The organism is Pseudaeromonas sharmana, from assembly GCF_042649925.1.
Lineage (GTDB): Bacteria > Pseudomonadota > Gammaproteobacteria > Enterobacterales > Aeromonadaceae > Pseudaeromonas > Pseudaeromonas sharmana.
Map to the genome: position 1 here is coordinate 386,381 of NZ_JBHSAF010000001.1, position 19,166 is coordinate 405,546.

Consider the following 19,166-nt stretch of genomic DNA (forward strand, 5'->3'; position numbering starts at 1 on the left):
GATAACGGAACAGGGACTGGGTGTTACCGTCTGCAAAATACCAGCACTCGTCCCGATATGCTCCTTTCATATATAATGCATCAAGAGCACCGCGCGGGGGGCTGCCATCCGCGTTTTCTGCAGAGGTATTGATGAAAACCCTGAATATTGGTTGGTTCTGTCTTTCTATTCTGAGCGCCGGACCGGCGCTGGCGGCTGCACCGCAATCTGACGCGCTCCCTGGCGGTGCCGTTGATCCTTACGAATCGATAAATCGTTTCTCTTGGGGACTCAACTATAACTACTTGGATCGTTATGCCTTGCGACCGGCTGTACATGCCTACGTCGACTGGGTACCTTCACCCGTCCGTACAGGTATCGGCAATGTGACCGAAAACCTTAATGAGGCGAACTACTTCGTCAATAATCTGCTGGTCGGTCGAGTGGCGGACTCCGGGAGCAGCGTATTGCGCTTTGCGCTGAATTCGACAGTGGGTCTGCTGGGCATGCTCGATGTCGCCAGCGATATGGGCCTTGAGCGCAAGAGCATGAGCATGAGTACCGTCCTCGGCAAGGCGACCATGGAGCAGGGCGCCTATTTTATGGTTCCTGTCTATGGGGCGACCACCATGCGTGGCGTGATTGGCGACACGATAGACGGGCTCTATTTCCCCTATGCCAATCTCAATATCTGGACGCGGGTCGGGATCTGGGCAACCGATAGTTTCAGTAAACGCGCCAAGCTGGTGGATCAGGAAGCCGTACTGGATAACGCGCTGGATCCTTATGTCACCGCCAAGGATTTTTACCTGCAATATGAAGAGAGCAAGGTGCAGGATGGCAAACCAGCGGCTGCAGGAAGTCCGGCGTCACAGGAGAGTGACGAGCAGCTGAATCAGTATCTGGACGAAATCGATTAAATTTTCGATCAGACCATTGGCCTGCAAACAAACAAGCCAGATACCGGCAGCCGGTGTCTGGCTTGTTTGTTTTTGCCGGCCCAAGCCGCGTGCAAGGCCGGCTATAGCGCTTGGGCCGGCAGAATTCTCTGCCAAAAGAGAGCTTGCAAATATTGACTGAGTTGCTAAGGTGTCTGCTAGTTTGAAATCAAGATTAAGTCAACAGGTGGCCTTGCTATTGGTTATCTGTTTTGTGTAAACATAAGTTTACACTGCTTTGGAGGCTGCGATGCATAAAGACACATTAAACAACGTCCATATTCAATCAGAACAAGTTCTGATGACCCCGGCGGAGTTGAAAGCTCTGGTTCCGGTTTCCGAACAGGCGATGGCATTTATCGGCGCCGCTCGCCAGACGATAGCCAACATCGTCCAGCGTAAGGACCCTCGGTTACTGGTCATCTGTGGGCCCTGTTCCATCCATGACATGGATGCGGCCAAGGAGTACGCCTCGCGGCTGAAGCAGCTACATGATACCTACGCTGACACCCTGTATATTGTCATGCGGGTCTACTTCGAGAAGCCGCGTACAACCGTTGGCTGGAAGGGTTTTATCAACGACCCAAATCTGGATGGCACCTTTGATATCGAACTGGGTTTGAAAAAAGCCCGTGAATTGCTGGCGTGGTTGGCCGAGTTGCAATTGCCCTTGGCAACCGAAGCCCTCGATCCAATCAGTCCGCAGTACCTGGCCGATCTCTTTTCATGGTCAGCGATTGGTGCGCGGACGACAGAGTCACAGACTCACCGTGAAATGGCGTCTGGTTTATCTATGCCGGTTGGTTTCAAGAACGGGACGGATGGCAACCTAGATACCGCAATCAATGCCTTGAAATCGGCTTCCGCACCCCATGCTTTTATGGGCATCAACCAGCAGGGACAGGTGGCCTTGTTGCAGACGCAAGGTAATCCAGATGGCCATGTCATCCTGCGTGGAGGTAAGCACCCCAATTATGATTCAGTGAATGTCGCGTTGGCAGAACAAGCGCTGGTCAAAGCCAAACTGACGCCGTGTCTGGTCGTGGATTGCAGCCATGGTAACTCGAGCAAGAATCATGAGTTGCAACCGCTGGTCGCGCAAAACGTCGTTCATCAGATACAGGACGGTAATGAGTCCATCATCGGCATCATGCTGGAGTCCAATATCGGCGCCGGCAATCAATCCAGTGAACAACCAAAATGCCAGATGCAATACGGCGTATCCATTACCGATGCCTGTATTGATTGGGAGACTACGGACAAGTTGCTGGCCAAATGTTACCGTGAGCTGGCTGCGCCACTTCGCGCGCGCCTGAAGCAGTAACAAACGTCTGGCTGGCAAGGAAAGCAGAAGCAATGAATCAAGAATTGAATGCGCTGAGGGATCAGATCGACACGGTTGACAGACAACTGGTGGGCTTGCTGGCACAGCGGCTGGCACTGGTCGCCAATGTCGGCGAGGTGAAGAGTCGATTTGGTTTGCCAATCTATGCTCCGGATCGTGAGGCAGCCATGTTGGCCAAACGCCGGCAGGAGGCAGAAGCTTGCGGCGTGCCGGGCGATCTGATCGAGGATGTGTTGCGCCGTGTGATGCGCGAATCCTATAGCAGCGAAAATGATTCCGGGTTCAAATGCGTAAACCCGCAGCTCCGACCGATTGTCATAGTCGGCGGTGCTGGGCAACTGGGCCGGCTTTTCAGTCACATGTTCCGACTCTCTGGTTATCGCGTTGAGATCATTGAGCGGGATGATTGGTATCGGGCGCCGGAGCTGCTATCTCAAGCCGGCATGGTTGTTGTCGCTGTGCCTATCGATGTCACCTGCGAGGTGATTGATCGTCTGACCATGCTGCCAGACGATTGTGTCCTCGTCGATCTCACCAGCATCAAGAGCAAACCGCTGGCGCATATGATGGCGGTGCATCGAGGGCCCGTGCTCGGATTGCACCCGATGTTTGGTCCCGATGTATCCAGTCTGGCCAAACAGGTGGTGGTGTGCTGCGCGGGTCGTGATGAGTCAGCCTGGCAGTGGCTACTCGACCAGATGCGTATCTGGGGCGTGCGGTTGCATCGAGTCACGGCGGAAGAACATGATGAGTCTATGAGTCTGATTCAGGCGTTGCGTCACTTCTCCAGCTATGTCTATGGCTGGCACCTGGAAGAGGAGGCGGCCGATCTGCAGCGACTGCTGGCATTGAGCTCACCCATTTATCGTCTTGAGCTGGCCATGGTCGGGCGTTTGTTTGCGCAGGATCCGGCATTGTATGCCGACATCATACTGTCGGCTCCGCGCAATCTGGAGATGATCCGTCGCTATCATCATCGAATGGGGGAGGCGATACGCTTGCTCGAAGCCGGTGATAGAGAGGCGTTTATTCAGCAATTTCACAAGGTTGCCGACTTTTTTGGTGATTATGCCGGGCAGTTTCTGCGTGAAAGCAAGATGCTGCTGGCTCAGGCACACGATAGCCGACACCATGAATCGCTGTAGTGGTTACAAAAAAAGGCGCCTGGAGGCGCCTTTTTCTTCCCGCACGTATTGCGGGGCGTTGCCATGTATCTAGAGGGGCGTTGGCATCAGATAGGCAGGCAGCTGCGTTGGTCTGACATCTTCGCTGGGATAGCAACCGAGCACCTTCATTGATCGTGCAATGGCGTTGAGTTCACGTAATGCAGTTTGCATGGCGGTGTCGTTCAGGTTTGCTGCAACATCAATGTAGAACATCTCTTCCCATGGATTGCCCTGAATTGGTCGCGATTCCAGCTTGGTCATATTGATGTCGTGGTTGCGCAATATCAGCAAGGCTTCTACCAGTGAACCGGCTTTTTGTGCTGTGGAGAGAATCAGCGTCGTCTTGGCCGGAACCTGCATGGCCACATCGATGGCCTTGCGCGCGACAACAATAAAACGGGTGATGTTGTCCGTTTGATTGGCCAGCCGCTCGGCAATGGGCATTAACCCGAACAGGGCTCCTCCAGCGGCACTGCCCAACGCCGCTGCCTCAGGTGAATTCAGCTCACGCACCTTGGCCATGGCCGCAGATGACGAGTCGCAATACTCCAGGCGTACCTCTGCCATCCGTGTTTGTAGGTAGTTTGAACATTGCTGGATGGGTTGCGGATGGGCGTAAATGGTTCGAATGTGGCTCTCGGTGGTTTCAGTCGCCGCCAACAGACAGTGCTCAATAGGCAGTGTCAGCTCCCCGACGATGGACAGACTGGTGTGCTGCATCAGGTCGTAAACCTCGTTGATGCTACCTGAGCTGGTGTTTTCGATAGGGAGCACGCCAAATTCAACCTGGCCGGATTCGACGGACTGGATAACGTCCTGAAAAGTTGAACAGCTGCATTCATGAATCGCGCCGACATGACGAGACAGATATTTACGTGCCGCCAGACTGGAGTAGGAACCGACAGGGCCGAGGAATGCAATGCTGGCCCCATCGCCGCCTTGGCCATTCAACTGTTCCTGGATAAACGCTTGCTGGCTCAACACCGAATCTTCAATGATGAGGCGATATACCTGATTGATATAGTAGGCTGATAAGCCAAGCGGGCGACCTTGGGCAATCAGGCGTTCCAGCAGTTCCTGTTCGCGGTGTTCATCGCGTATTGGCCTATGGGTGGCCTGCTTACTGCGCGCCACCTCAATGCTCAAGGTTTTGCGGCGCGACAGCAGTTGCAGCAGATCCTCATCGAGGCGGGTGATTTCCTTTCTGATTTCTTCCAGTGTGGCCATGTCAGACTCCATTGATGACCCCTTCGCCAGCGAGTAAAAAAAACCTCCCGAAGAGGGAGGCCGTGACGATCATTAGCTATTGCTGTTGACGAGCGTAACGCCTCCATTTATGAGGAGCAGATAAAAAACAGGCTCGTAAACATGTTGGCTCGTCGGTGTCGTATCGTTTGATAGCTATAGAATTACGTATTTTCGATACAATATGCAAGTCGGCTGATGTCTGGCAGGCTGAAAAATCAAAGGGGCGCGTTGCGCCCCTTTGACTACGATCTTGGCATCAGACTGCCGGTGTCAGTTCACCGGCCCGGCACTGTTCCTTGCCTGAGCGGGCCGCACGGTGGGCCGCCGGTTTGTCATTGTGGCGGGTCAGTTGACGTTCGAGCTTCTGTCCGAGCAGCGTGACGGCTGCATAGAGATCCTCATGTTGTGCCTGAGCAAAGAGTTGGCCGTTGGGTACGCTGATTTTGGCTTCGACGATGAATTCCTGACCTTCCTTTATCACTATGACTTGGGGGCTGATAAGCGGAACCTGGATCCGCTCAAGCTTGGCAAAGCGTGACTCGATCCGTTCACGGATGGCTGGGGTGATTTCGATGGCTTTGCTGGTAATGTCGATCATCATAATGAACCCCCTCGGTTCTTTTTCTTCTGTTCTCAAGTTCAGATTACCTATTTGGCATGGAGTTGAAGTGTGATCCAGATCGCCTTTCTGTGTCCTGTTTGGCATTTCACAACCGTTCTGTGACCGCTTGTTTGCTCCCGAGAAAAAAGTCTTGTCACTCGAGGGGGTGACAGGCAATATTCTGTAGGATTTAGAACGGATACTCAGCCTCAAATAGCGCTTGTTGTCCGCTTATCAAAGCGATATTCCGTGTGAATGACCGTTCGCATGATGGATATCTACTCGTGGTGAAGGTTTTTTGTGAGTTTGCATTCTGGATATGGATTGACGCAGTTTCTTGATCAGGTAACCGGTGACGTATCTGCGTTTTCGCTGCCTTCACATCTGGATTCAATGTCTGACACCGCCTCTTCTTTACTGAGCAAGAGCGACTCCTCACTGATTACGCCGGTCCCTGGCCATTCTCAGGAGCTCTTCTTTTTTTATCGCCAATTGGCGCTGCTCGCGCAGAAGATGCTTGAAGCCGAGCACGTTAGCATCTGGTTAGCGTCGCCGCGTGATGCCGAGCTCGTGTGTTCGCATACGTTGGGCAGTGGCGCGCAAGTTGGGTGCGTGTTGGATGAACAGCACACTCAGTTATTACAGCAGCTTCTGCCAAACGGCGTGGGCTCCTTGCCGAAGCAGAATGATGTGCATGCCGGGCTCTGGCGTTCACTCTACGGTGACAGCGCTCAGGGAAACCTCGACGTTGCTGTGATTCGGGGGCCGGGTACCTGGCAGGGGCTGATCTGTTGCTATCGTCGTCATGGCATGCCTTCCCAACCCGAGTTATTGCGCCAGGTGGCCCATCTTGCGGAACGGGGGTTGGACTCGCTGTCGCAGAATGAGGCCGAACAACAGTGCTTATTGCGTCAGCAACAGCTGGACCGTTTGAGTTATGCACTGCGAGCCAAGACTGGCCGGGCATTTTTTGATGAGCTGGTTGTCCAGCTGCAGCACATCGCATCGTCGCAAGATGTCTGGCTCGCCGAACTTGAATCGCCACCGATGCAGCACTGGGCGCGAGTGATGACGCGCATCACACAGGGTGAACCTGAGTTTGCTCGTTATCCGCTGGATGCCTTGCCTGCATTGGATTTATCCGGTCTGCATCAGGGAATCCTGCTGCGGGATGTCGATTTACCGTCGCCATTGTCAAAGGCCTCCAGTCTGTATCTCTATCCGCTTCGTGATGGTAAGCAGCAATTGATTGGCCATTTGGCGATGCTTTTTGACCACATAGAACCGGATCTAAAATTACTAACCACCCTCTTCCAGCTGGTTGGTCATCGCGCTGCGGCTGAACTTGATCGTCATCGCGCCGAAGCAGAGTTGCGGTTGTCAGCCGTTGCGTTTGAAACCAATGAAGGGTTGATCATCACCGACCCGGATTTTGTTATCCTGCGCGTCAACCGGGCTTTTTCCCACATTACGGGGCTGGCTGCTGAAATGGCTGTCGGTAAACGGCTCGGGAAAGATATCTGGGCTCATCAGCAGTGCCCTCTGCAGTTTGATGAGGAGGGGCGCTGGCAAGGTGAGCGAGAGCGGGAGGATGCTGCGGGCAACGCTTACCCGCAGTGGGAAACATGGACGCCGGTGCAGGACGAGTGGGGGACAGTCAGCCATTATGTTATCTGTTTCGAGGACATGTCCGAGCGCAAAGCCGCCGCCCGACAGATTCAAAACCTGGCCTATTACGATGATCTGACCGGATTGCCCAACCGCCGTTTCTTGATGGAGCAGGTGGAGCGCAGTTTTCAGTTGGCGCATCAAAATGACATGGTCGGTGCCCTGCTCTTTATCGACCTGGACCATTTTAAGACTATCAATGACTCCCTGGGCCACGCGGCAGGCGATTGGCTGTTGCAACAGGCATCGGCGCGCTTGCGCGTCTTGCTGCGGGGGGCGGATGTACTGGTTCGCCTCGGCGGCGATGAGTTCGTGATGCTGTTGCCTGCGCTATCCTCTAATCCGGCTCAGGCCGAGCTGCAGGCGACCATGATGGCAGAGGAGATCATCGAGCAGATCTCGATGCCATTCGAGCTGAATGAACATAGTCTGCATACCGGAACCAGTGTCGGAATCAGTTTGTTTCCGACGCGGGATCAGACGCCTGCCGACCTGCTCAAGCAGGCGGATACCGCCATGTATCAGGCCAAGTCAGCCGGACGCCGTGTCTGCCGTCTTTTTGATTCGGAAATGCAGCGGCAAGCCGATCGCCGGCTGCTCATTCACAACCAGTTACGTAACGCGTTGCGAAATAACGAGCTGGTTCTTTACTACCAGCCACAGCATATGGTCTCCAACGATGAGCTGATCGGACTCGAGGCGCTGGTCCGCTGGCAAGATGGGCGACGGGGTATCATCTCTCCCGCAGAGTTCATTCCGATAGCCGAAGAGACGGATCTGATCATCGATATTGGTCGCTGGGTACTGCTTGAAGGCTGCCATCAGTTCGTGCGCTGGCACGAAGCCGGCTACCAGGTTCCCCAACTCTCCATCAATGTCAGTGCGCGTCAATTCCACCACCCTGCATTTGTTGAGCACGTACATGAGGTGCTGGCTGAGACTGGAATGGAGCCGTCAGCACTGAATCTGGAAATCACTGAGTCAGTGGTCCTGGGAAATACCGAAGATACGATCCATAAGATGACAGAGTTGAAAGACCTGGGGATCTCGTTTTCGATTGATGACTTTGGTACTGGCTACTCCTCCCTGGGTTATCTGAAACGCCTGCCGGTAGATGAGCTGAAGATCGACAGGTCGTTCATTCAAGATGTTCCACACGACACCAGCAACATGGCGATTGTTGAAGCCGTGATGGCCATGGCATCGCACCTGAATTTTACCGTAACAGCAGAAGGCGTTGAGACCAGGCAGCAGCTGGAGTTTTTACGTCGCCACAAATGCGCTTTTTATCAGGGCTACCTTGCCTGCAAACCGTTACCGGCCGATGCCGTCGAGCGTTATATGACGCGGCATGGCAGTTTTGCCGCCGGATCTGTTTAGCTCTCTGGTATACTCGCAGCCTTAATGTTGGTGTCTGTCAGGTGGAAGAGAGTACTGTGCGTTTGGCTAGATTGTGGGGATTGCTCTGTCTGTTGCTCCTTGGGGTCAACAGTTCTGTGTATGCGGTGACGGCAGAACAAAGTCGTTATTTGTCTGCTCTGGAGGCCATGCGTGCTGGCAAGGCACTACAGGCTCGTCAATTGCGTCTCCAACTGGCCAACTATCCGTTAGCGCTATATCTGGACTATTACGACCTCATGTTGCAGCCGGATCCGGCCCGCGTCGCTGAGGTCACTAGCTTCATTGGCCGTGATCCGCAAGGACTGCTGGCGGGGCGAATGAAGGCACGTTATTTGCGATTACTGGCGGACAATCAGGATTGGGCTGGTTTTTTACGGTTATCGCCTCAAGCGCCGAAGAGTCTTGGATTGCAGTGCCGTTTTTATCAAGCGCGCTGGAATACGGGCCAGAAACAAGAAGCTTACCGATTTGTCGAAGATATCTGGATGCACGATGCATCCCGTCCGGGCGAGTGTTCGGCGCTGTTTGACCTATGGCAGGCGGCGGGTCTGATGACCGGCCCCAAAATCTGGCAGCGAATGCTGTTGTTGGCGAGCAATCCCGGTAACGAGCGGGTGTTAGATTACCTGGCCGAGCAGATGCCGGGCGAAAATGCCCAATTGGAAGCGAAGCGATTGGCATCGCTTTACCGGCAACCAGCGCAACTTGCGTCGATGTTACCGCCCGGGGCAAAGGATGCGGCATCCATTGCCACGCTGATGTTGAGCCGGCTGGCTCGTCAACAGCCAGACGCCGCGCGAACCTTACTCCAGCAGCAAAGCCAGCGCTATCGCCTCACTTCTGCACAAGTCATCCAGATCGAAGGCCAGATTGCCCGTAAATTCATGCTGGATCGCAATGCCGATGAGCGGCCCTGGGTGGATCAGGCGCTACGCCGGCAGCACTCGCCAGAGTTGATGGAACTTCGCTTACGACAAGCGGTTTGGGAAAGCGATTGGAATGGCGTCAAGCATTGGGTTCAGCGCATTACGCCTGCGGCACGTAGCGATGTGCGTTGGACCTACTGGCTGGCGCGTGCAGAAGAGGAACAGGGTAATCGACAGCATGCACAGGCACTGTATCGTCAAGCCAGTTATGAACGCAGTTATTACGGCTTTCTGGCGGCGGACAGAGTCGGCGCGCAAATTCCACTGAACAAACAACATCTGCCCAAGGCGCTGACGCTGCAGAGCGCTTTGCAGCGTTGGAGTGCGGTCAGTCGCGTCCGAGAGCTGCTGGCGATTGGTGAGACCGATCAGGCTCGGGCCGAATGGACATTCCTGATGGATGAGGTCAGCGCGCAGGAGAAGTTAAGCCTCGGTGCCATGGCATTGAATCAGGGTTGGTATGATCTTGCCGTATTGTCGAGTATCCGGGCTAAGGCATGGGACATGCTCGAGTTGCGCTTCCCGACGCCCTTGACGACCACGTTCCAACGCTATGCAAAGGCTACGGGGGTCGAGACCAGTCTGCTGTATGCCTTGGCGCGACAGGAGAGTGCGCTCTATCACAAGGCGCAGTCTCCCGTCGGCGCCAGTGGTTTGATGCAGCTAATGCCGACCACAGCCGCACACGTCGCAAAAAAGCGGGGGATCAACTATGTCAATCGCCAGCAGTTGATTGACCCGGATATGAATATTCGGCTGGGGAGCGCTTATCTAAAAGAGCTGCTCGATAACTATGGTGGTAACCGGGTTTTGGCGGCGGCAGCCTACAATGCTGGCCCCGGAAGAGTCCGGCAATGGCGCCGCGCCAGTGCAGGACGTGACATGGATATCTGGGTAGAAAATATTCCCTACCGAGAAACACGCAACTATGTTCAGAATGTGCTGGTGTTCAATGCCATCTACCAGCACCAGTTGCGTAACCGGGCAGGTTTCCTGACCGAGCGCGAGCGCACAATGCGTTATTAATCTTGCTGCTAGCAGTGGGAAAAAACACGAATAAATGTTAAAAATATCAAGTCGCTAGCAAACTTGGGTCCTGGTTTGGCCGCGATGGTGTGGGTGAGTAACAATAGCTGAGGGGGTGGGCATGGCCACTATTAAAGATGTTTCCAGACTGGCAAATGTGTCCATATCGACCGTTTCGCGCGTCATCAACAATACGGCACAGGTTGCGCCTGAAAAGCGCGAGGCCGTGTTGAGCGCAATGAAGGAGCTCAATTTTCGCCCCAACAGTTTTGCTCAGGCACTGGTCAGCAAACGTTCCAATTGTATCGGGGTTTTAGTGGGTGATCTCTGTGGTGGTCCTTTCTTTGCACAGATGATGCTCGGTCTGGAGCGGGTGATTGATAGGGCCAATAAATTCACTATCGTCATGTCCGGTAATCATGATGAACAGCGAGAGCGTCACGCAATCGAGGCCTTGCTACAAAGGCAATGTGATGCCTTGATCCTGCACTCCAAAGCGTTACCGGATGAAGAACTGCTTGAGTTGACGCATGGCGATACTCCCATCGTGTTTGTTAACCGCGTGGTGCCTGGGGCCGAAGAGCGCTGTGTCTGGCTGGATAACCGCGAGGGGACCTGTTGTGCCGTTCGCCATCTGATCAGTATGGGGCACAGCAAGATCGCGTTCGTGACCTCGGACGATAGCGATTTTACCGATGCCAAGCAGCGCTTCGAAGGTTATAAATCGGGGCTGGAAGAGGCTGGCATAGCCCTGGATCCGCAGCTTGTGACCTCAGCGTATGCCGATGAGGTCGGGGGTCACAAGGCGGTTGAACAGCTGCTGGAGCGGAATGTTGAATTTACGGCATTTGTCGGTTTTAACGATGCGATGGCAGCTGGTGGCATCTCTTGCCTGATGGAACGGGGATTACAGGTTCCGGAGCAGGTTTCGGTTGTTGGTTTTGATGATATCCCCTACATCCGCTTTATACGTCCTAAGTTGACCACGGTAAAATACCCGATTGAGTCAATTGGTGAACAGGCAGCAGAACTGGCCCTGCGTCTGCTGGATGGTAAGAATAGCGAAGACGTCCGGTTGAAATTTGTGCCTGAGATGGTAGTGCGCGATTCGGTGAAACAGATTTAAATTATTCTGATTGGCAGGAGAAGAGGCGAGGTGCCTCTTCTCTTTTACAAAAATATGAAAGCGTTTGCAGAAATCCCTTTCAAAGGTGATCTGGTTCAATTTTTTCGTCCTGCTTTGACGATACTATCCCCTGCGAATCTGGTTTCTCTTCACTAATTCCCGCTGTGGGAAATAGCTGGGCAAGATCCAGATATTTCCTTCGTTACTTTTAACGGCCATCATGGATGGCCGTTTTTTTTGCTTGGACAGAGGAAACATGCGTCGAATCGTGCTGGTGGGGATGGGATGGCTGGGGGCGCCGCTAGGCGTTGCCTTGATGGCCAAAGGGTATCGGGTGACAGGTACGACACGTTCAACAGACAAGGCCACCAGATTAGCCAGCTCGGGTGCTGAGGTGGTCGTGTGGCAAGCCGAACAGGGCCCCTTGCCGCTGTCATTGCAAGGCGCAGAGCTGGTGATTACGCTGCCACCTTCAGCCGTCGATGATTATCCATTACGGGTTGAACAATTGGTTCAGCAGGCCCATCGGCAGGGGAGCCGCAGGGTATTGCTGGTTAGTTCAACCGGTGTTTATGGTCAGCAAGATGAGGGGCTTGAAAGCGTCGCCCCGCAACCTGATTCGCCGCGCGGCGCCTGTTTGTTAGCCGCCGAGCAGCGGCTGGCCAGTGGCGGTATGCCATGGTTGATCGTCCGTCCGGCCGGCTTGATTGGACCTGGTCGTCATCCTGCGCGGTTTCTTTCGGGCAAGGTGACATCTGGAGGCGGGGCTCCGGTCAATCTGGTGCACCAAGAGGATGTCATTCGTTTCATCACTGCGCTGCTTGAACAGGGACAGCAGAATGCCATCTTCAATCTCTGTTCGCCGGATCATCCCACCCGACGCCAATTTTATGTCGCAGCCTGCGAGCGTCAGGGGTTGCCGTTACCGGTTTTTGCCGACGATGTGGCACAGGGTAAGCAGATTGCGGGCCAGCACATAGTCAAAGTCACAGGCTGTGCGTACCATGTCAGTGACTTGATGCAGTGGTTGGAGAGTGTTACCGAATGAAGTTCATGTTCAGCTCGAGTGTAGCCATGTTGACACTGGTATTTGGCGTGTCCGGCTGTCTGGAGATCCCGACCACGGAGTTGGAGATGACGACCAGCGGTCCGAAATTACTGGATCGTTGTCAGCGGATACCCATTCAGGATCGCAAAGGTCTCCAGGGCGGACTGGCATCGACCTTCACGCTGCTGAATTGGAATATTCAAAAGACGATTCAGCCTGGCTGGCAGGCGATGCTGGAACAACAGGCTGTCAAGGCTGACGTGGTGCTGTTGCAAGAGAGCGTAGACTCTGCAGCGATGCAATCCTGGTTACAGCTGCATGAGCATGCCTGGCAGCAGGTGATTGCGTTTCGTTATGAGGGACAGGGCGCCGGCGTCATGACGGCTAGCCAGCAGGCGGATGTTTACAGTTGCAGTGCCCGCTTTCCCGAACCCACGACCCGGATACCGAAAAGCACCTTGGTATCACTCTTTCCGTTACAAGGGAGCCGGTATCCGTTGCTCATCGTCAATGTTCATGCGGTGAACGTTGAATTGGGAATGGCAAGCTATCGAGACCAAATCAAGCGCATTGGCCAGTGGGTACGCAAGTATCCGGGGCCGGTGGTTGTGGCTGGTGACTTCAATACCTGGAGTGAACGGCGCATGAGCCTGTTGCAACAACAGATGTCGCGGTTGGGCATGTCGGCGGTGGCCTGGCAGCCTGATCAACGCAGCCTGGTTCGTAACCTGCCACTCGACCACATCTTCTATCGCGGCCTCAAAGTCCAGTCCTCAACGGTTGAAAGGACAACCGCGTCGGATCACCATCCGATGCAGGTGACGTTCAGCCTATAAAAAAACACCTCCGCAAGGAGGTGTTTTTCGTGACGGCAAGGATCACAGGCTTTGTGTGAAGGTCCGGGTGATGACATCACGTTGCTGTTCCGGGGTCAGGGCATTGAAGCGCACTGCGTAACCAGAGACACGGATGGTCAGTTGCGGATACTTGTCCGGATTTGCCACTGCATCTTCAAGGGTTTCGCGACGCAGAACGTTGACGTTCAGATGTTGACCGCCTTCTACAATCGGTTCGATATTGACCGGAATTTCACGATACTCGACTTTGCCCAGTGACTCGATGGCGACGATTTGATCTTCGACATACTCGCCCTTGGCACACAAGCAACGTGCTTCTTGCTTGTCTTCGTCCAGCAACCAGAATGAGTTGACCAGAGCGTTGTTGGCAGATTCAGTAATCTGGATACCCTTAACCATGCTATCTCTCCTCTGTCTGACATCGGGCCTGCCCACCTCGTTGCAGACGGACCCTCAAGTTGTGCCACTCCGCGGTGCGGTGGCTAATGATGCATTACGGTTACTACATTAGTAAATTTACCAACAAAGTGCAACTTATCTCCCTGAGTAAAACAGGCCTATTTACGCCTTTATATTTGATCTATGTCAATAATATGTTGATTTGCAATATCTTGTGCAACATGGGTGTGCTTTTGCGGTAAATGCGATGTTGTAAGTTTACTACAAATTTGTGAAAAATGGCGTGCCGGTTGCTCCGTTATCGACCTCAGATTATTCTTTAGCCTTTGATTTGACAGGCCTTATTCATATGACCACCTGGACCGATGTCATCGGCAACGAGAAACAGCAAGAGTATTTCAAACAAACGCTGGCATTTGTGCGCCAGGAGCGTGAAGCCGGTAAGTTGATCTATCCGCCGGCAAACGACGTGTTCAATGCGTTCAAATTCACCGAGTTTGGCGATGTGAAGGTGGTGATTTTGGGACAGGATCCCTATCACGGCCCGGGTCAGGCTCATGGCCTCTGTTTCTCTGTTCGCCCAGGGATTGCCGTACCGCCCTCCCTTGTGAATATCTACAAGGAGTTGGGGCAGGACATTGCGGGGTTTAGCCACCCAGGTCATGGTTATCTGGTGTCGTGGGCGCAGCAAGGCGTGCTGTTGCTCAATACCGTGCTGACCGTTGAGGCGGGTAAGGCTCACTCCCATGCCAAGCTTGGCTGGGAGACGTTCACTGACGCCGTCATTGCCGCACTCAACACCCAACGCGAGGGGCTGGTGTTCCTGTTGTGGGGAAGTCATGCCCAGAAAAAAGGCCAGTTTATCGACCGTACTCGTCATCAGGTCCTGATGGCTCCTCATCCCAGTCCGCTTTCAGCGCACAGAGGTTTCCTTGGTTGCCGTCACTTTTCACAAACCAACCAGTTATTGCAGCAGCAGGGGAAAGCGCCAATTAACTGGCAAATTGCGCCGATAGCGTGACCTGTCGGGCAAAGTAGCACACTGAATCGTCCTTTCGGTGGTATGGCCGTTATACTCATCGTTGGTCATTCCGAAGGAGTGAGGATCGATATGCTGCAAGCGTTACATCAGGAACATATCAATATCGCCAGATTACTGGACCTGCTGCGTCAACAATTGTTTGCCATACGTGGCGAAAAACCGGTGCGCTATCGCTTGTTAAAGGATGTCCTCAGCTATCTGAGCGAGGTCGCGGATCAATGCCACCATCCACAGGAAGACCTGATCTACGACTATTACCTCAAGTACCGCTGTGATGACGATCAAATCACCTCCCGCTTGAAACAAGAACACGATGAAGTGGTCGTTGCCGGTAAAGAGCTGACGGAATTGGTGGATATGATCCTGATGGATGCGGTTATCCCGCTGGAGCAACTGACGGCCAAGCTGGAGTCTTTTATCGTGCTGCAGCAGCGGCATATGGATTTTGAAGAAACGGAAGTATTTCCCGAACTTCGAACCCAATTGACCGAGGATGACTGGCGCCATCTGGAGCAGCACTGGCGTTACAAGACCGCTGACGACCCCTTGTTCGGACGCCAGATAGCCGAACGCTATCGCGATCTGTCGGCGTCGCTGGGATTGTGAGGCGATAAGGGGCGCAGGAATAAAAAAACGGATAACTGTGGGTTATCCGTTTTTTAATTGTGATGCCGTCCTGCGGATAACCGCATCAAAGCTCGAGTTCGGCGCCTCCTGTGTACGCAAGATCTATCGATTCCAACTCTTTTTGCAGACGATATTTCTCTTTCAGTGCCTCAATTTCACGCCATTTGCGCTTTTTTGCAATTTGACGTGCGTTGCGGGTTTCACTGTCAACAACGACCAGATCATCGACTTCAAGATTGAACCTTTCCATGGTCACTCCTTAACACCGCGTTAGTCATCGCATTTCGATATATCACAGGCCAGAAAAAAATAAAATGGTTCTGTTAATGCTTGATGACAGCGCGCATTTTCGCCCTTCCGTGGCGTGCGTTCATTCACACTCCAGGCTGACGAGAGGACGATAGCCGGCTACGCAGCAACGCCTCGAGTTTTAGCTGGTCGACCGCAAACAGGCGTATACCTTCGGCCAACTTCTCGGTGGCCATGGCATCGTCATTATGCAGCCAACGAAACTCCGCCTCGGTGAGGGGGGTGGGGGCTGGCTGGGTAGCCTGTTGTGCAGACAGCGCACAGGGCAATGGCGCTGATTCGGAGGCCAGTTGTTCGAGCAGGGCCGGGCTGATCGTCAACCGGTCACAGCCTGCCAGCGCGCGGATTTCGTCCAGGTTGCGGAAGCTGGCTCCCATGACCACAGTCTGGTATCCATGCTGTTTGTAGTAGTCATAGATGCGGCGCACCGACATCACGCCGGGATCCTGCTCCCCGCCGAGGGCCAGCTCTGGCTGGCGTTGCTTGTACCAGTCCAGGATCCGGCCGACAAACGGGGAGATTAAAAACACACCGGCCTCGGCGCAGGCTCTGGCTTGTGCGAAACTAAACAGCAACGTCAGGTTGCAGTGAATGCCTTCTCGTTCCAGTGCCGCGGCGGCTCGAATGCCTTCCCAGGTTGCGGCCAACTTGATCAGGATGCGTTCCTTACCGATTCCGGCAGCGGCATAGAGTGCAATCAATTTTTGGGCTTTACGGATGCTGGCGTTGCTATCAAAGGAGAGTCGCGCATCGACTTCTGTTGATATCCGGCCCGGGATTTGTTTCAAGATTTCACAGCCGATGGCAACGGCAAAGCGATCGGCGGCATCCTGTAGCTGTATTTCTGTGTCCTCGTGGCCGGCGGCGGCATGCAGTGCCTCGTCCAATAGCGTGACATAACGCGGCATCTCGGCCGCTTTAAGTAGCAACGATGGGTTTGTGGTTGCATCCTGAGGTTGATATTTGGCGATGGCATCAATATCACCGGTATCGGCAACGACAGTGGTCAGGCGTTTTAATTGTTCCAGTTGATTGGTCATGGCACAGCTCTCAGTAAGACTACAGCATGACGACCGGCTGGCCGTCGACACCCGTCAGTAAACGTAGCTTTGACCATTTGCGCAACTCGAAACCACGAAAGCTTGCAGGAAAGCGATTTTATGCAAACGTCAGCTTTATGAACCAATTAACGAAACACTGGTGCAAATTGCCTTTGATGTTCAAAAAATCAATATTTTGTGCTATTTTGCCGCGTTTGTTTAAGAATAAATAACAATGTTGGCTGTTTCATTCAGTCGACTGCTCCGGTGGCTTGGGAAGGCGCCGGAGTCGCCAACAAAGGAAATAATACGATGGAAATTATCATCAACTATCTGAACGACATCCTGTGGGGATCCGTGTTGATCTACCTGCTGTTGGGGGTCGGTGTGCTGTTCACCCTGCGCCTGGGCTTTATTCAATTCCGTCATTTTGCCCATATGTTCAGTGTGCTGAAACAAGGGCATCACGCAGACAGTGCCGGGATTTCGTCGTTTCAGGCGCTGTGTACCGGTCTGGCCGCACGGGTGGGTACCGGTAATCTGGCCGGGGTGGCAGTGGCCATCTATCTGGGCGGGCCGGGCGCCATCTTCTGGATGTGGATGACTGCTCTGCTGGGGATGGCTACCGCGTTTGTCGAAAGCAGCCTCGCTCAGTTGTACAAAGTAAAGGATGATCAGGGCAACTATCGCGGCGGTCCGGCTTACTACATGGAAAAAGGGCTGGGCATGCGCTGGATGGGTGTCTTGTTCTCCATCTTCCTGATCATCGCCTTTGGCCTGGTGTTCAATGCCGTACAGGCGAACTCCATTAGCGCCGCCATGCAAACGGCGTTCTCGGTGCCGGACTGGGTCAGCGGTGTGATTCTGGTTGTGGTCACCGGGTTGATTATCTTTGGCGGCATCCGTGCCATTGCCCGTTTTTCCGAGCTGGTGGTGCCATTTATGGCTCTGGCATACCTGCTGATTGCGCTGGTGGTCGTGGCGATGAATATCGAGAAGCTACCAGAGGTCTTTGCGCTGGTTTTCCGCTCGGCATTCGGTCTGGAACAGGCGGGTGCGGGGGCATTGGGTTACGCCGTGGCGCAAGGCATGATGAATGGCATCAAGCGCGGCTTGTTCTCGAACGAGGCGGGTATGGGGTCGGCCCCCAATACCGCGGCGACGGCATCCCCCTTCCCACCCCATCCGGCTTCACAGGGGTACACCCAGATGCTGGGGGTATTCCTCGACACCATTGTCATCTGTACCTGTACCGCTGCCATCATCCTGCTTTCCGATCAGTTTGTGCCGGGTAACGGTGTGACGGGTATCCAGCTGACTCAGCTCGCGCTGACTTCGCAGATTGGCAGTGTCGGCCAGATCTTTATTGCCTGTGCCGTGTTCTTTTTTGCCTTTACGTCCATCGTGGCCAACTATGCCTACGCTGAAAACAATCTGGTGTTCCTCGAACATAACCATCCGGCCGGCCTGCTGTTCTTTCGGCTGTTCGTGCTGGGCATGGTGATGTTCGGCGCCATCGGCGAGTTGCCGCTGGTGTGGGCAATGGCGGATCTGTCGATGGCGTTGATGGCGTTGACCAACCTGGTGGCACTGCTGCTGCTGTCGGGGACGGCCGTCAAACTGGCTCGCGACTATAACCTGCAACGCAAGTTGGGGAAGGTGCCTTGCTTCGATGCCAGCCGCTACCCTGAGCTGCAGGGGCAGATTGAGCCGGGGATCTGGGATCACGACCCATCACGCTAGCTTCGGTCAGGAGCAAGCAGATAAACAGGCCGCCATCAGGCGGCCTGTTTGTTGCTGCCGGAGGCGATGGTCGCCTCAGTCTCCGTGCTGCAGTGCCCGCCGTTCAAACAGACGGTACAGTTGCCATCCCAGATAGCCGAACAGACCCGCCCAGAGCACGAACCAGAACCAACGGAAGAAACTGAATGTCGAGACATCGGCCGAATCGACCATCTCAATCTTGGTCACATTGGGGAACCAGGAGAACATGTTGATGCGCCAGCCATAGGAGGTGATGCGCGCCAGCTTCTTGTCAAACTCCAAGGTTTTGGCCTTGGCCTGAATATCGGCAGAGTTGAATTTGAAGTAGAACGGCCAGCTCCAGCGGGTATCTTCGTTGCGGAAGACGCGTACCTGATCATCGTTCTTGGCCGTATAGATGTAATAGACATCCATGGTCGGGCCGTCGGCCGGGTTCTCCTTGCCGATGGGACCATCCTTGTCGACCCGTTTGACTTCAACCCCAGTGATGGTGGTGACCTGTTTTTCGGGCAGATAGAAATCGAGCCAGATGGCCGAGGCGGCGGCCAGCAGGCCCAGCAGACCAAAGCTGATTTTCTTGGCGGTTTGACTCATCGATGGCTCCTCGGCAACAAATCCAATTGACAACCTGGTGATAGTACCGTGCCTTGGGCTGC

The 19,166-nt window shown here is 54.1% G+C and carries 17 protein-coding genes; 11 read left to right on the top strand and 6 right to left on the bottom strand.

Translation table 11 applies throughout. From position 1 onward, the window contains the following. The first annotated feature begins 131 nt into the window (after window positions 1–131). The 3 genes from ACFOSS_RS01845 (at window position 132) to tyrA (ending at window position 3,407) form a co-directional block, all read left to right on the top strand. A complete protein-coding gene (locus ACFOSS_RS01845; protein WP_377150295.1) occupies window positions 132–899 on the top strand; it encodes an MlaA family lipoprotein in 768 nt (255 codons plus the stop codon). Window positions 900–1,167: 268 nt separating this feature from the next. Next, entirely contained in the window at window positions 1,168–2,241 is a 1,074-nt protein-coding gene (locus tag ACFOSS_RS01850; RefSeq protein ID WP_377150296.1) for a 3-deoxy-7-phosphoheptulonate synthase, read from the top strand. 32 nt (window positions 2,242–2,273) lie between these two features. After that, complete coding sequence (gene tyrA / locus ACFOSS_RS01855; protein WP_377150297.1) at window positions 2,274–3,407, top strand: bifunctional chorismate mutase/prephenate dehydrogenase; 1,134 nt, start codon at window positions 2,274–2,276, stop codon at window positions 3,405–3,407. Between the two features lie 69 nt (window positions 3,408–3,476). On the opposite strand, the gene pheA is transcribed toward tyrA, so the two are convergent. Both pheA and hpf read right to left on the bottom strand, forming a co-directional pair. After that, on the bottom strand, window positions 3,477–4,655 hold the full coding sequence (pheA, locus tag ACFOSS_RS01860) for a bifunctional chorismate mutase/prephenate dehydratase (protein WP_377150298.1): 1,179 nt from the start codon (window positions 4,653–4,655) through the stop codon (window positions 3,477–3,479). A gap of 277 nt (window positions 4,656–4,932) precedes the next feature. After that, on the bottom strand, window positions 4,933–5,277 hold the full coding sequence (hpf, locus tag ACFOSS_RS01865) for a ribosome hibernation-promoting factor, HPF/YfiA family (protein ID WP_377150300.1): 345 nt from the start codon (window positions 5,275–5,277) through the stop codon (window positions 4,933–4,935). 324 nt (window positions 5,278–5,601) lie between these two features. Between hpf and ACFOSS_RS01870 the strand changes: the two genes are divergently transcribed. The 5 genes from ACFOSS_RS01870 to ACFOSS_RS01890 all read left to right on the top strand — a co-directional run bounded on the left by ACFOSS_RS01870 (window position 5,602) and on the right by ACFOSS_RS01890 (window position 13,308). Then, window positions 5,602–8,325 carry a putative bifunctional diguanylate cyclase/phosphodiesterase gene (locus ACFOSS_RS01870; protein WP_377150302.1) on the top strand — a complete coding sequence of 908 codons (2,724 nt, stop codon included), beginning with the start codon at window positions 5,602–5,604 and terminating at the stop codon, window positions 8,323–8,325. Window positions 8,326–8,366: 41 nt separating this feature from the next. Then, window positions 8,367–10,298, top strand: coding sequence for a transglycosylase SLT domain-containing protein (locus tag ACFOSS_RS01875; RefSeq protein ID WP_377150304.1), 1,932 nt, complete (start codon window positions 8,367–8,369; stop codon window positions 10,296–10,298). A gap of 121 nt (window positions 10,299–10,419) precedes the next feature. After that, the gene (locus ACFOSS_RS01880) at window positions 10,420–11,424 is read left to right on the top strand and encodes a LacI family DNA-binding transcriptional regulator (RefSeq protein WP_377150306.1); all 1,005 of its coding nucleotides are present in this window, start codon (window positions 10,420–10,422) and stop codon (window positions 11,422–11,424) included. A gap of 256 nt (window positions 11,425–11,680) precedes the next feature. Further along, complete coding sequence (locus tag ACFOSS_RS01885) at window positions 11,681–12,472, top strand: SDR family oxidoreductase (RefSeq protein ID WP_377150308.1); 792 nt, start codon at window positions 11,681–11,683, stop codon at window positions 12,470–12,472. Beyond that, window positions 12,469–13,308: an endonuclease/exonuclease/phosphatase family protein gene (locus ACFOSS_RS01890; RefSeq protein ID WP_377150310.1), complete on the top strand. Its 840-nt coding sequence runs from the start codon at window positions 12,469–12,471 to the stop codon at window positions 13,306–13,308. Before ACFOSS_RS01885 ends, ACFOSS_RS01890 begins: the two co-directional genes overlap by 4 nt. Before the next feature lie 42 nt (window positions 13,309–13,350). On the opposite strand, the gene grcA is transcribed toward ACFOSS_RS01890, so the two are convergent. Further along, window positions 13,351–13,728 carry an autonomous glycyl radical cofactor GrcA gene (gene grcA, locus ACFOSS_RS01895; RefSeq protein ID WP_377150312.1) on the bottom strand — a complete coding sequence of 126 codons (378 nt, stop codon included), beginning with the start codon at window positions 13,726–13,728 and terminating at the stop codon, window positions 13,351–13,353. Between the two features lie 349 nt (window positions 13,729–14,077). On the opposite strand from grcA, the gene ung reads away from it, so the two are divergent. Together ung and ACFOSS_RS01905 are read left to right on the top strand one after the other, a co-directional pair. Then, window positions 14,078–14,749 (top strand): uracil-DNA glycosylase, encoded by a 672-nt coding sequence (ung, locus tag ACFOSS_RS01900; RefSeq protein WP_377150314.1) that lies wholly within the window; start codon window positions 14,078–14,080, stop codon window positions 14,747–14,749. Window positions 14,750–14,839: 90 nt separating this feature from the next. Beyond that, window positions 14,840–15,376 (top strand): hemerythrin domain-containing protein, encoded by a 537-nt coding sequence (locus ACFOSS_RS01905; protein WP_377150316.1) that lies wholly within the window; start codon window positions 14,840–14,842, stop codon window positions 15,374–15,376. Between the two features lie 85 nt (window positions 15,377–15,461). Here ACFOSS_RS01905 and ACFOSS_RS01910 read toward each other — a convergent pair whose 3' ends face one another. Beyond that, window positions 15,462–15,647, bottom strand: coding sequence for a DUF3545 family protein (locus ACFOSS_RS01910; protein ID WP_377150317.1), 186 nt, complete (start codon window positions 15,645–15,647; stop codon window positions 15,462–15,464). A gap of 124 nt (window positions 15,648–15,771) precedes the next feature. After that, a complete protein-coding gene (gene tal, locus ACFOSS_RS01915; protein WP_377150318.1) occupies window positions 15,772–16,746 on the bottom strand; it encodes a transaldolase in 975 nt (324 codons plus the stop codon). 312 nt (window positions 16,747–17,058) lie between these two features. Here tal and ACFOSS_RS01920 point away from each other — a divergent pair, with 312 nt between their 5' ends. Continuing rightward, the gene (locus ACFOSS_RS01920) at window positions 17,059–18,489 is read left to right on the top strand and encodes an alanine/glycine:cation symporter family protein (protein WP_377150319.1); all 1,431 of its coding nucleotides are present in this window, start codon (window positions 17,059–17,061) and stop codon (window positions 18,487–18,489) included. Between the two features lie 75 nt (window positions 18,490–18,564). Here the strand turns inward: ACFOSS_RS01920 and ACFOSS_RS01925 are convergent, their stop codons facing one another. Continuing rightward, entirely contained in the window at window positions 18,565–19,104 is a 540-nt protein-coding gene (locus tag ACFOSS_RS01925) for a DUF1523 family protein (protein ID WP_377150320.1), read from the bottom strand. Between the last annotated feature and the right edge of the window lie 62 nt (window positions 19,105–19,166).

Bases quoted from the DNA above. Each gene is read 5' to 3' on its own strand.
- ACFOSS_RS01845 (WP_377150295.1), top strand. From the start codon at position 132: ATGAAAACCCTGAATATTGGTTGGTTCTGTCTTTCTATTCTGAGCGCC.
- ACFOSS_RS01850 (WP_377150296.1), top strand. From the start codon at position 1,168: ATGCATAAAGACACATTAAACAACGTCCATATTCAATCAGAACAAGTT.
- tyrA (WP_377150297.1), top strand. From the start codon at position 2,274: ATGAATCAAGAATTGAATGCGCTGAGGGATCAGATCGACACGGTTGAC.
- pheA (WP_377150298.1), bottom strand. From the start codon at position 4,655: ATGGCCACACTGGAAGAAATCAGAAAGGAAATCACCCGCCTCGATGAG.
- hpf (WP_377150300.1), bottom strand. From the start codon at position 5,277: ATGATGATCGACATTACCAGCAAAGCCATCGAAATCACCCCAGCCATC.
- ACFOSS_RS01880 (WP_377150306.1), top strand. From the start codon at position 10,420: ATGGCCACTATTAAAGATGTTTCCAGACTGGCAAATGTGTCCATATCG.
- ACFOSS_RS01885 (WP_377150308.1), top strand. From the start codon at position 11,681: ATGCGTCGAATCGTGCTGGTGGGGATGGGATGGCTGGGGGCGCCGCTA.
- ACFOSS_RS01890 (WP_377150310.1), top strand. From the start codon at position 12,469: ATGAAGTTCATGTTCAGCTCGAGTGTAGCCATGTTGACACTGGTATTT.
- grcA (WP_377150312.1), bottom strand. From the start codon at position 13,728: ATGGTTAAGGGTATCCAGATTACTGAATCTGCCAACAACGCTCTGGTC.
- ung (WP_377150314.1), top strand. From the start codon at position 14,078: ATGACCACCTGGACCGATGTCATCGGCAACGAGAAACAGCAAGAGTAT.
- ACFOSS_RS01905 (WP_377150316.1), top strand. From the start codon at position 14,840: ATGCTGCAAGCGTTACATCAGGAACATATCAATATCGCCAGATTACTG.
- ACFOSS_RS01910 (WP_377150317.1), bottom strand. From the start codon at position 15,647: ATGGAAAGGTTCAATCTTGAAGTCGATGATCTGGTCGTTGTTGACAGT.
- tal (WP_377150318.1), bottom strand. From the start codon at position 16,746: ATGACCAATCAACTGGAACAATTAAAACGCCTGACCACTGTCGTTGCC.
- ACFOSS_RS01920 (WP_377150319.1), top strand. From the start codon at position 17,059: ATGGAAATTATCATCAACTATCTGAACGACATCCTGTGGGGATCCGTG.
- ACFOSS_RS01925 (WP_377150320.1), bottom strand. From the start codon at position 19,104: ATGAGTCAAACCGCCAAGAAAATCAGCTTTGGTCTGCTGGGCCTGCTG.